Source organism: Herpetosiphon sp., from assembly GCF_003512625.1.
GTDB lineage: Bacteria > Chloroflexota > Chloroflexia > Chloroflexales > Herpetosiphonaceae > Herpetosiphon > Herpetosiphon aurantiacus.
Window position 1 is genome coordinate 95,656 of the sequence record NZ_DOPT01000081.1, and the last position, 11,877, is coordinate 107,532.

The 11,877-nt window shown below is 51.6% G+C and carries 9 protein-coding genes; 7 read left to right on the plus strand and 2 right to left on the minus strand.

Features of this window, described 5'->3' with window-relative positions:
- Window positions 1-162 (minus strand): zinc-ribbon domain-containing protein (locus DEF47_RS25205; RefSeq protein ID WP_353845089.1); only part of this gene is annotated, 162 nt, incomplete at its 3' end.
- A gap of 164 nt (window positions 163-326) precedes the next feature.
- Between DEF47_RS25205 and DEF47_RS17725 the strand changes: the two genes are divergently transcribed.
- The 4 genes from DEF47_RS17725 (at window position 327) to purE (ending at window position 6,670) form a co-directional block, all read left to right on the plus strand.
- Entirely contained in the window at window positions 327-2,963 is a 2,637-nt protein-coding gene (locus DEF47_RS17725; protein ID WP_012188453.1) for an FHA domain-containing protein, read from the plus strand.
- Between the two features lie 2 nt (window positions 2,964-2,965).
- The gene (locus tag DEF47_RS17730) at window positions 2,966-4,615 is read left to right on the plus strand and encodes an McrB family protein (protein WP_012188452.1); all 1,650 of its coding nucleotides are present in this window, start codon (window positions 2,966-2,968) and stop codon (window positions 4,613-4,615) included.
- A gap of 315 nt (window positions 4,616-4,930) precedes the next feature.
- On the plus strand, window positions 4,931-6,076 hold the full coding sequence (locus DEF47_RS17735) for a 5-(carboxyamino)imidazole ribonucleotide synthase (RefSeq protein WP_012188451.1): 1,146 nt from the start codon (window positions 4,931-4,933) through the stop codon (window positions 6,074-6,076).
- A gap of 96 nt (window positions 6,077-6,172) precedes the next feature.
- Window positions 6,173-6,670, plus strand: coding sequence for a 5-(carboxyamino)imidazole ribonucleotide mutase (gene purE / locus DEF47_RS17740; protein ID WP_012188450.1), 498 nt, complete (start codon window positions 6,173-6,175; stop codon window positions 6,668-6,670).
- Between the two features lie 229 nt (window positions 6,671-6,899).
- Here purE and lipA read toward each other — a convergent pair whose 3' ends face one another.
- Window positions 6,900-7,796 (minus strand): lipoyl synthase, encoded by an 897-nt coding sequence (gene lipA, locus DEF47_RS17745; RefSeq protein ID WP_012188449.1) that lies wholly within the window; start codon window positions 7,794-7,796, stop codon window positions 6,900-6,902.
- A 418-nt stretch (window positions 7,797-8,214) separates the two neighbouring features.
- On the opposite strand from lipA, the gene DEF47_RS17750 reads away from it, so the two are divergent.
- The 3 genes from DEF47_RS17750 (at window position 8,215) to DEF47_RS17760 (ending at window position 11,860) form a co-directional block, all read left to right on the plus strand.
- Window positions 8,215-9,255, plus strand: a complete 1,041-nt coding sequence (locus tag DEF47_RS17750) for a LacI family DNA-binding transcriptional regulator (RefSeq protein WP_012188448.1) — start codon at window positions 8,215-8,217, stop codon at window positions 9,253-9,255.
- Window positions 9,256-9,278: 23 nt separating this feature from the next.
- Window positions 9,279-10,277 (plus strand): glycoside hydrolase family 130 protein, encoded by a 999-nt coding sequence (locus DEF47_RS17755; protein WP_012188447.1) that lies wholly within the window; start codon window positions 9,279-9,281, stop codon window positions 10,275-10,277.
- Window positions 10,278-10,507: 230 nt separating this feature from the next.
- Window positions 10,508-11,860: a sugar ABC transporter substrate-binding protein gene (locus DEF47_RS17760; protein ID WP_012188446.1), complete on the plus strand. Its 1,353-nt coding sequence runs from the start codon at window positions 10,508-10,510 to the stop codon at window positions 11,858-11,860.
- Window positions 11,861-11,877: the final 17 nt, after the last annotated feature.

Consider the following 11,877-nt stretch of genomic DNA (forward strand, 5'->3'; position numbering starts at 1 on the left):
GTCGATCGGCTCGGCTGCCGTAGCTGGCTCGGGCGTTGTTGATACTGGCTGCGTTGCGACTGAACGCAGCGGAAAGCCACAATAACGGCAAAAACGGGCCGTTTCATCAACAAGGCGCTGACAGCGAGGGCATGGAGCGCCAGTAGGCGTTGCAAGGCTCATTCGAGCAACCTCCCATTCGGCAGGAACGGTTGTGGTCTGGAGCAGTATGCTATAATGCGCGTGTTTGAGTCTGCTCACATGCTGCGATTATAGCACAGCCCTTCATCCATGCCACTAGATAGCGCTAATTTCGTTGCATGAAGCTTGGCATTTAAGGGGGAATGATGACACGCTGTATCCACTGCGGTGCTGCCATTCAGCCTAATACGAAGTTTTGCCCAAGTTGTGGTAAACCGCAACAGGCCGCACCCAACCAAGCTAACCCCGCATCAGGCGGTGGGGCCACAACCATCCTGCATTCATCGATGGCATTTTTAGAGGTGCAAGAAACTGGTCAGGCACCCCGCCAAATTCCATTAGCCAATCAACCAGTCACGTTTGGCCGCAAGCCCGATAACGATATTATTGCGTCGTCACGCTTTGTGTCGTCGAACCATGCGCGGATCGAGCCCGATGGCCAACGCCACGTTATTATCGATCTTGGTAGCACCAATGGCTTGCTCTTTCAAAGTCAACGTGTGCCCCGCCATAGTTTTAACGATGGCGATTCGGTGCGGATTGGCGATCCGGTTACTGGTAACTTTGTCACCCTCACCTATCGTAATCAAAAGGTTGCCACGCCGCCCGCCGAGGCTGGCCATGTTAGTCGATTCGATTTGAGCAATAAGCCTGCCGTAACGATTGGCCGCGAAGGATCAGCGCTCAATTTGCCCAATCCTCAAGTATCGCGTAACCACGCCGAAATTCGCGCCATCCAAGGTGGCCACGAGGTTCGCGATCTTGGCAGCACCAACGGCACGTTTGTCAATGGTAATCGCATCACGGCAACGCGACTGAATCGCGGCGATGTGATTCAAATTGGGCCTTTCAAGCTGGTCTACGACGGCAATTCGCTTGATCAATTTGATCAACGCGGCGCGTTGCGGATTGATGCCCATTCATTGGTACGCTTGGTTGGCGGCAATCGGGTTATTCTCAATAATGTTTCGTTGGTGATCGAGCCACGCGAATTTATTGCTTTGGTTGGTGGTTCAGGCGCTGGTAAATCAACCCTGATGGGGGCGCTTTCGGGCTACAATCGCGCTAACAAAGGCGCGGTGTTGGTCAATGGCGACGATTATTATGCCAACTTCGATGCCTACCGCGCCATTTTGGGCTATGTGCCGCAAGATGATATTTTACACAGTAGCTTGCCGGTTGATGTGGCCTTGCGCTATACCGCCAAGCTCCGTTTGCCCGCCGACACTGCTAGCAGCGAAATCGAAGCGCGGATCGATCGGGTGCTCAAAGATGTTGAGATGAGCGCTCATCGTGGCAAGCAGGTTAATCAACTTTCTGGTGGGCAGCGCAAACGGGTGTCGATCAGTTCTGAGCTGTTGGCCGACCCTAGCCTATTCTTTCTTGATGAGCCAACCTCGGGGCTTGACCCGGGCCTCGAAAAGAAGATGATGTATACCTTGCGCCAATTGGCTGATTCAGGGCGCACAATTGTCTTGGTAACGCACGCCACCGCCAACATCACCCAATGCGATCATGTGGTGTTTATGGCCGATGGGCGAATGGTTTGGTTTGGGCCACCCAGCGAGGCCTTGACCTTCTTCAATGTAACCTCGGGTGATTTTGCCGATATCTACACCAAACTTGAGGGCGATGCCGACCCCAATCATCCTTTAACAACAACCGAGTTGAAGCAAGAATTTGAGACTTGGCGGCAACACAATAATCAGGTGCGCCAAGCGCCACGACTCTCTGAGCTGTGGGAAATTCGTTTCCGCAACTCCGAGGCCTATCGCAAATATGTTTGGGAACGGCTGCAACGTGCGCCGCAAGTGCCAGTTATGACCCCGCCGCAAGCGCCAATTCCCCAAGCTGCGGTGCCTGGAGCCTATCCCAACCAAGTCAGCGTCTCGATTCCCACCTCGGCAGCTCCGGCTGGCCGACCCAAACCGCCGCCCGTTTCGGCCATGCGCCAATTTGGGATTATGACCAAACGTTATATGCGTCTGATCGCCGCCGATAAACGCAACCTTGCAATTATGTTATTGCAAGCGCCGATTATTGGCATGATTTTGCTGTTGGTTGCCAAAGAAGATGCCTTCCGCCGCCCCAATTCGGCTGATGCTCGCATGGTACCGTTCTTGTTGGGCGCGATCGCAGTGTGGTTTGGCATTTTAAATTCAGCCCGCGAAATCACCAAGGAAGGCCCAATTTACCGGCGTGAACGCTTGGCCAACCTTAAAATCGTGCCCTATTTGGGTTCCAAAGTGCTGGTGCTAGCTGGCTTATGTCTCATCCAAAGCATTATTTTGATGGTCATTCTGGGTACAAAGGTCGATTTTGACCTTGGGCTGGAAGTGCCATTTGGGGTTTGGGGTGGCTTTTTGGTCACAACCTTCCTCACATCGCTCACAGGTTTAGGCGTTGGCTTGTTAATTTCGGCCTCGGCTAGCTCATCGGATAAAGCCATGAGCATCATTCCATTTGCGCTGATTCCGCAGATTGTGTTTGCCTTGGCTTTGCTGCCCTTGCCTGCGGCGCTAGCTCCAGTTTCATTCTTGGTTGGCAGTCGTTGGGCAATGCAGGCCTATGGCTCAATCGGCGGTTTGGGCGAGCCGTTCGACCCAGGCAAATGTCGCGCTGGCCAAATGCCTGGGCCAAACACCTGCGAGGTGTTCCCAACCGTGGGCTACGATGATAGTGCTGGCTATATTTTCCTGACGTGGTTTATTTTGATTGGCTACACCATGGCCTGTTTGGCAATCACGGCTTGGTTGCTCAAACGCCGCGATAAGGAAGCCTAGTTGTGAGCCAACCTGAGCCAATTCAATGGAATGGCGCTGCCCTACAAGCGCTCCATGTTGAAGGTGTAAACGAGCGTTGGAATGCCGTTCAAGAGCAGTTACACCCAATTCTGGTGGCGCTCAGCGAGCAGCTTGATATCGCTGCAACCCGCCAATTTCCCAATACTTGGGGCTTGTACGAAGTTAGTGCTAAAACCGTTAGAGCGGTCAATCGTGGCCGCCAACGTGATCCAATCGACGATTATCATGTAGTGATCGATCGGCCACCACGTGGCTGCCATATTTACCTTGGAGTTAGCGGCAGCGAAGAACGAATTTTGGTTGGCATTCAATTGTGGAATAAGCGCAAGCGTGAGTTAGCTGCGGTGTGGGATCGGGGGCGCGTGCTGTGGGAGCCGTTAATTCGTAGTTTACCCGATGTGCGCTATACCCGTGGCGACCATGCTGAACAACAACTGTGGCTCGATGATTATCTGGCCAATCGCAGTAGCAATTATCTTTGGGCAGGTTGGAGTTACCCTTGGCAACAAGCACTCGACGATAGCCAACAATTTAATCAGCAATTGATCAACCATATGTTGGCCTTGCTGCCACTCAATGAAGCAATTATGGAAATTGCCGAAGAGGAGTGGGAATTACCACCAAGCCATATTCGCGAAGCCCGCCCAAGGTATGCCACGGGTTTCAATAGCCCAAGCATCGAAGAAATTAGCGCTAGCATTCGCCAACGGGGCTTTATCTATCCCGATGCAGTGTTGCGTTCGTACCACATTGCGCTGCAAACCAAGCCCTTGGTGATTTTGCCTGGGATTTCGGGCACGGGCAAAACCCGTTTGACTCGTGTCTATGCCGATGCAGTGCATCAAATCGCGCCACACAGCGATAATCCCTATTATTTGGCGGTGGCGGTGCAGCCCGATTGGCATAATGCTCGCGATTTGCTGGGCTATTTCAATGCCTTAACTCAAACGTTCCAGCCAACGCCTACGTTGCGGTTATTGCTGCGAGCCAGCGCCGATCCAGCCAATCCCTATTTTCTCTGCCTTGATGAGCTGAATTTGGCGCGGCCTGAATATTATTTAGCGCCGATATTGAGTGCGCTTGAAACTGCCGAACACCTGATCGATTTGGGTATTCCCCAAGAAGTTGCCCAAACGGTTGATGGCGAGAGCGTGCGTAATCCGCTGCGTTTACCATTAAATGTGCATATCATCGGCACGGTTAATGTTGATGAAAGCACCTTTACGCTCAGCGACAAACTGCTTGATCGTGCAAATGTAATTGAACTGACCGAGGTCGATTTAGCGGCATGGCGAGCCAGCTATCGCCGCCCGTTCAATCCAACTGCTTGGCAATTATTGCTTGAATTACAGCCAATCTTGGCCAGCCTTGGGCATCCATTTGGCTATCGCACGGTCGAAGAGATTGGGCGCTATTTGGAAGGAGCCGAGGGGATTATGCCACTCAATACAGCCCTCGATTTGCAAATTAAGCAAAAATTGTTGCCCAAATTGCGTGGCGATGATAGCCCACGTTTTCGCAATGGCTTGCGCAGTTTAGCCCAATTATTTGCTGAATATCCTCAATCACAAGCCAAAATTCAGGCCATGCTCGAACGGCTCGATCGCGAGGGCTTTGCTGATTTTTATTAAACGAGGGGTCAGGGGCTAGGTCTTAGGGGTCGGGGAGAAAGAACATAGAGCATAGAACATAGAGCATAGCTCTAACAGTTCATTGGATTTAACAATGGCCAGCGTGCCCTCACCCCTAGCCCCTCTCCCACTGCGGTGGGAGAGGGGAGTAAACAGCTGAATGATTCCCCCTCGCCTCGCTGGGCGGGAGAGGGGGCTAGGGGGTGAGGGCATAACGATCCTTACGAACCGTATGAATCATTACACCTATAATCAAAAGCTTCGTGCTCTTCATGGTTAAATCTAGACTATTAACTTATAGCTCATTAAGGCATTATGACAAAACGTTTAGGAATTCTTGGTGGCGGCCAATTGGCGCGGATGTTGGTGCAAGCGGCGATTCCCTTGGGAATTGAAACCGTGGTTTTGGCCAACCGCAACGATGAGCCAGCGGCATTGGTCAGCAAAGCGGTGGTTGGCGAGTGGAGTGATCGAGCCTTGCTTGATCAATTTGCTCAAGCGGTTGATGTGGTAGTGCTGGAAAACGAGTTTATTGGCTCGGAAAAATTGGCCTACCTTGCCAGCAAAGGCGTGCAACTTGTCCCCGATCAGGCAACGCTGGGCTTGATTGAGGATAAAGCGCAACAAAAATTAACATTGGCAGCCGCAGGCCTGCCTGTACCAGCCTTGGCCTTAATCGAATCGTTGGACGATGTGGCGGCCTTTGGGGCTGAACATGGTTTCCCGTTGATGCTGAAAACGCGGCGCAACGGCTACGATGGCCGTGGCACGGCCAAAATCCGCAGCGCCGAAGAGATTGCCAGCGCTTGTAGCTCCTTGGGTTTTCCCGAAAATCCAGTGTTTGTTGAGGCATGGGTTCCCTTCGAAGCCGAGTTGGCAACCTTGATTATTCGCTCGGTCAGCGGCGAACAATGCGTCTATCCAGTGATTGAAACCTACCAACCGAGCGGCGTTTGTCGGGTGGTGCGTGCACCAGCACCCTTCTCAGCAGCAATTCAACAACAGGCCAGCGAGGTTGCTCAAGCGACGGCAGCAGCGCTTGGTGGCTTAGGCATCTTGGCGGTTGAAATGTTTCTGACCAGCAAGGGCCAAATTTTGGTCAATGAGCTAGCGCCCCGTCCACACAACACTGGTCACTATTCAATTGAGGGTTGTTATTGTTCACAATTTGAAAATACGATTCGTGCTGCGCTGGGCTGGCCGTTGGGTGATCCTCAGTTGCGCCACCAAAGTGCCGTGATGGTCAATGTGCTCGCGCCAACCACACGACCACTTGAAAGCAGCTTGATTCAAACGGCGCTCAAACCACAGGTGCATGTGCATTGGTACGACAAACGCAGCGCCAAGCCAGGCCGTAAAATTGGCCATATCACCGCTGTAGGAGCCGAACCAAGCGAAGTCGAAGCGCGTGCCCAAGCCGCCGTCGATCAGCTAGAGCGGGTTTTAGCTGAACCCGTATAATTGAGCAAACCAACCCACATGTCAAGCCAATCGAGCGTTGCAATGACGCACCTCGATCAACGCTTGGCATTTTTAATTTCTCGCCAAAGGAGCATTATGTCAGCCGTTGTTGGAATTGTGATGGGCAGTGATTCGGATTTAACGACCATGCAAGCAGCCGCCACTATTTGCCAAGAATTTGGCATTGGTTATGAAATGCGGGTGGTTTCGGCGCACCGCACGCCTGCCTTGATGGCCGAATATGGCCAAACCGCCCATGAACGCGGCCTCAAAGTGATCATCGCTGGGGCAGGCGGAGCAGCTCACTTGCCAGGTATGTTAGCGGCTTACACGCCCTTGCCAGTGATTGGTGTGCCTGTGCCAATCGGCCACTTGCAAGGCGTTGATGCTTTGATGTCGATTGTGCAAATGCCAGGCGGCGTGCCGGTTGCGACCGTCGCAATTGGCCAAGCCAAAAACGCAGGTTTATTGGCAATTCAAATTTTGGCCACCGCCGATGCTGCCTTACAAGCCAAATTGATTGAATACAAACAAACCATGGCCGCCGAATCGCAAGCCAAAAACGAGCGTCTGCAAACAACTATTAATCAATAAGCTTCTTTAACCACGAAGAACGCGAAGTTTCACGAAGGCTGATTCAGAGCATTGTTCAGGTTCTTGGTGGATCTTAAACAGGGTTAAGCTCCCCTCGCCCGCCGCAGTGGGCGAGGGGCGGGGGGTGAGGGAATAACGACTAAACCATTCTGCCTGTTCTTTGTGGCATAAGAATGGGGATCAGGTATTAATACCCGATCCCCAACAACCGATCCCCAACCCCCAACGCCTACAACCCTGCAACGTGCTCGTGGGCGTGATACGACGAGCGCACCATCGGGCCGGATTCGACGTGGCGGAAACCACGCGCTAAGCCTTGCTCGCGGAACCATGTAAAGGTTTCGGGTGGCACATACCGATCAATCGGCCAGTGATCGCCCGATGGCGAGAGATATTGGCCAATTGTCATCACATCCACATCGGATCGGCGAAGGGCATCCATCACCGTCAGCACCTCTTCATCGGTTTCGCCAGCACCAACCATCAAGCCACTTTTGGTTACAATGCTCGGCTGAAGGTCGCGAGCCAAACGCAATAATTCGAGGCTTTGGTAGAAGTTCGCCCGTGGCCGGAATTTGCGGAACAAGCGTGGCACGGTTTCGATATTGTGATTCAACACATCGGGACGAGCATCCATCACAATCCGCAAGGCTTCCCAATTGCCATCAAAATCGGGAATCAGCACCTCGATTTTACATTCGGGCAATTGCTGACGAATCAAGTCAATCGATTCGGCAAAAATATGCGCTCCGCCATCAGCTTGATCATCGCGATTAACCGAGGTTAGCACCACATGTTTGAGTTTGAGGTGAGCGACCGCAGCGGCGATGCGCTGTGGTTCTTGTTCGTCAATTGGTTTCGGCTTGCCTTTGCCAATCGCGCAATAGCGACAACCGCGGGTACAGGTATCGCCGAGGAGTAAAAAAGTCGCAGTGCGATGATTCCAACATTCGCCAATATTAGGGCAATGGGCTTCTTCGCAGACCGTATGCAAATCGAGTTCGCGCATGAGGCCATGCACATCCTCGTAGTTTTCCCCTATCGGAGCGCGAGCTTTGAGCCATGCGGGGCGGCGCGGGGCCACCGGTGCAGCTTTGGGCGCTTCAAAGAGTGTAATTGTATCCATGAAAACCCCTTGGATAACGCAACGAGCAGCATTTGCTCTTGCTCATATTGTAACGTGCTTTTGCTGCTTGTCATGCACCCGATTTTTGGCCCAACCCCGAACTTGATAATCTAAAATATCCAGGCAAAGCCCGCTAAAACTCCAGGCAAAGCTTCGATCTAATTGCTAAAATTTAAGCTTGACATTTAGATTGCAATACGCTATATTTAGTGAAATTCTACTAAAATTTTAGATAAAATTTACAGAATTTTACAGTAGCAGTTGGGTTATGGCCGAAACAGATCGCAATCTAAGCCCGAACATGACCTAGATTGAGTTGCTGAAACTATTCTAAATTTTTCAATAAAGTTGCTTGATAACCAAAGCGTTATTTTATGGCATCATGAGAGCCTATTCAAAGGTGACTAGGAGAACATGTATGACACAGCGGATCACGATGGAAGACATTGCGCGGCAAAGCGGTGTCTCGTTGGCAACAGTTTCATTAGTATTACGCGACAAGCCTGGGATTAACGACGAGACACGCCGCCGCGTGTTGGATATTGCCCGTGATCTTGGTTATCGCAAGCGCTTGAATCATGAGAAGTTGGTTTCGCAATCGTTGCACAACGCAGGCGTAATTGTTAAGGCCTCAATTGGCGACGATAGCCCACTGACCAACCCGTTTTATGCCCCGATTGTCGCAGGTATCGAGGCCGCCTGTCGCAAAATGCATATTAACTTAATGTATGCCACTGTGCCAGTTGATATGGATAATCATCCTCAAGAGATGCCCCGTTTGCTCTCGGAAGATCACCTTGATGGGGTATTGTTAGTTGGCGCATTCGCCGATGCAACCATCACCAAGCTTTTGCAACGTGAGGGCATTCCGGCGGTTTTGGTCGATGGCTACTCACACGAACATGTCTACGATTCAGTTGTTTCAGATAACTTCCGCGCAGCCTATGAAGCAGTCAGCTATCTGATTAGCTACGGGCATCGTCATATTGGCCTGATTGGGACAACCAAAGAGGCCTACCCTAGCATTGCCGAACGGCGCAAAGGCTATATTCAAGCCTTAACCGATCATGGCATTCATGATCAGTATTTTGGTGATTGCTTGCTCACAATGCACGAAGGCAGCGATACATCGAGCATTCTGTTGCAGCGCCATCCGCAAATTACCGCGCTGTTTTGTGCCAACGATATGATGGCGATTGGTGCAACCCAAGCCGCGCGGGCGTTGCATCGCCAAATTCCCCAAGATTTATCAATTATTGGTTTCGATAATATTGATCTGGCTCAGCATGTTGCGCCAGCGCTTACCACAATGCATGTCGATAAAGTCAGCATGGGGCGCTTTGCGGTGCAATTGTTAGCCAATCGAGCCGAATACCCAGACCAGGCTCCGGCGACAGTCTCGCTGCGGCCACGGCTGCTTGAACGCCAATCAGTTCAACGTTTGCAACCACCAAAGTAGGTTGCCTTGTAGGAGTATCAGCTATGGAAGCAGCGACGCTTCAATCCACAACCATCCTTGGAAGTGCGCTCCCCTCAATTCCATGGGAAGAACGTCCGGTCGGCAATTCAGATGTTGTTTGGCGCTACAGCGGCAATCCGGTGATTCCGCGTGATGCCATTCCTACCTCAAATAGTATCTTCAACAGTGCTGTTGTGCCCTTCAAAGATGGCTTTGCCGGCGTGTTTCGCTGCGATGATAAACGCCGCGTGATGAACATTCATCGTGGCTTTAGCAAAGATGCCGTCAATTGGGAGATCGATCCCAAGCCGTTGGAATTTTCGGGTGATCCCGAAGTTACGGCCTTTGAATATCGCTATGACCCGCGGGTCTGTTGGATCGAAGATCGCTATTATGTCACCTGGTGTAATGGCTATCATGGCCCAACCATCGGCGTAGCCTATACCTACGATTTTGAAACATTCCATCAGTTAGAAAATGCCTTCTTGCCGTTTAATCGCAATGGGGTGCTCTTCCCACGCCGCATCAATGGCAAATATGCCATGGTCAGTCGCCCCAGCGATAACGGTCACACGCCATTTGGCGATATTTACTACAGCGAAAGCCCCGATATGGAACACTGGGGCAAACATCGCTTTGTGATGGGCACAAAAGGCGGCTGGCAAAGCACCAAAATCGGCGCAGGCCCAACCCCCATCGAAACAACCGAAGGTTGGTTGTTGTTCTATCACGGCGTATTGACTTCGTGCAATGGCTTTGTCTATAGTTTTGGGGCCGCCTTGCTCGATTTGGAGCAGCCTTGGAAAGTGATTTATCGCACCGCGCCCTATCTGCTTGCGCCCCAAACCTTGTATGAATGTGTTGGCGATGTGCCAAACGTGGCCTTCCCATGTGCGGCCTTGACCGACGCTGCCACAGGCCGAATTGCCATTTATTATGGCTGTGCTGATACCGTTACCGGCATTGCCTTTGCCCAAGTTGATGAAGTGCTGAGCTTCCTTAAAGCGAATTCAGAGATCTAGAATGTTCTAGTACTAGGCCATGTGGTCGAGGGCGGCGTTCCAAACGAGGTAGGTTGTTCACCTAACGTACCTACCTCGTAATAGGAAGATTGATGCTGGCCCAAGGGATAGCGCTAGACTTGCACTAACATATATACTTAACGATGTTTGGGAAGGGTTATCGATGCACAGCCTACCAACACCCAAACAACCTGCATCGATGCATGTATAGGCCAAGGGAGGTCAGCGTTATGCACCGTAAGCCATCTCAGCCACCCCGCACAGTTCGTAGCCTTGGATTCAGTTTGATCGTTCTGCTGATCTTGGCTGCCTGTGGTCAAGCAGCCACGCCACCAACCCAAATCAACCCAACCAGCTTGCCCACCGATACACCGCCAACCGCCGTGCCAGCCCTCGCCAACTCGGCAGATAAGGCCTTGGTTATTTGGTCAACTGGCTCAGAGGTCGAGGCACTTTCAATTCAAGCAGCAGCAGATATCTTTGTGCAGAAAAATCCTGGGGTCTTGATTAAAGTTCAAGCCTTGCCCTGGAGCGATGCTCATACCCAAATTCTTGAGGCCATCGCCGCCGATCGCGGGCCAGATCTGATGGCTGGCGGTATGTCATGGGGCATCGAGTTTGGCAAATTGGGTGGCATGATCGATCTGCAAAAGGCCTATCCCGATGTGGTAAGCGATGTTAAGCAAAAGATGTTGCCGCAACTCCAAGATTCATTGTTCTTGGATACAGGCGAGGTCTATGCATTACAACTCGATGTGGCATTGATGGGGATGTTCTATCGCACTGATTTGCTGCGCGATTTAGTCGGCATGCAACAAGCTCCCCAAAACTGGACTGAACTGACCAAAGTGCTAGAAAAAGCCCGCACGATCAATAAAAAAGGCTTTGCGATTGGCTGGGATAACGCTGGCTGGATCAGCTACTTTACCTTTTTATATTCAGCTGGTGGCAGTTTATATAACGACGATTGCTCCAAAGCCACAATCAACTCGGCGGCTGGCTTACAAGCTCTGACCTACTTCCGCGATCTCTACACCAAATATCAAATTCCCACCGATACTGCCTTGGATATTGAAGGCGGCCTCGAAAGCGGCGATTATCTAGTGAGCTATGCTGGCACTTGGACGGTTGCAGCACTGGAATTCAATCGGCCTGAGTTGGCGGGCAAATGGGCCTTGGCTCCGCTGCCCAAAAGCCCCAAAGGCCAAAGTGTTGCGTTCCTTGGAGGGCGGGTCATCGGCGTGATGGAAGCTTCGCAGAACAAAGATCTGGCTGCCGAATTTATTCGCTTTTTGTATACCGAAGAAGCGGTTGCCGCCCAATCGGCCTATGCACAAAGTGCCAGTAACTATTATGTGCCGCCAAGTTTGCCCTTGCTCAGCGCCGCCAAATTGCCAACCCATATCGAAGCTGGCTTCCGTGGCTTGTTGGAGCAATCGGCAGGCCCGCCCAAGTGCGTCGGCTGGGAAGAAAGCACCACCGATGTCCAAAAATTATTGCAAGAAGTCGTCTACAACAATGCTGATCCCCAAGATGCTTTAGATCAAGCAGCGGAGATCATGAATCGCAATTTACAACCATAGGGGAGTAATTGCGCCAC

What these genes read in the sequence shown, in the direction of transcription:
- DEF47_RS17755 (WP_012188447.1), top strand. Translation starts at nt 9,279, where the DNA reads ATGGAAGCAGCGACGCTTCAATCCACAACCATCCTTGGAAGTGCGCTC.
- DEF47_RS17750 (WP_012188448.1), top strand. Translation starts at nt 8,215, where the DNA reads ATGACACAGCGGATCACGATGGAAGACATTGCGCGGCAAAGCGGTGTC.
- lipA (WP_012188449.1), bottom strand. Translation starts at nt 7,796, where the DNA reads ATGGATACAATTACACTCTTTGAAGCGCCCAAAGCTGCACCGGTGGCC.
- purE (WP_012188450.1), top strand. Translation starts at nt 6,173, where the DNA reads ATGTCAGCCGTTGTTGGAATTGTGATGGGCAGTGATTCGGATTTAACG.
- DEF47_RS17760 (WP_012188446.1), top strand. Translation starts at nt 10,508, where the DNA reads ATGCACCGTAAGCCATCTCAGCCACCCCGCACAGTTCGTAGCCTTGGA.
- DEF47_RS17735 (WP_012188451.1), top strand. Translation starts at nt 4,931, where the DNA reads ATGACAAAACGTTTAGGAATTCTTGGTGGCGGCCAATTGGCGCGGATG.
- DEF47_RS17725 (WP_012188453.1), top strand. Translation starts at nt 327, where the DNA reads ATGACACGCTGTATCCACTGCGGTGCTGCCATTCAGCCTAATACGAAG.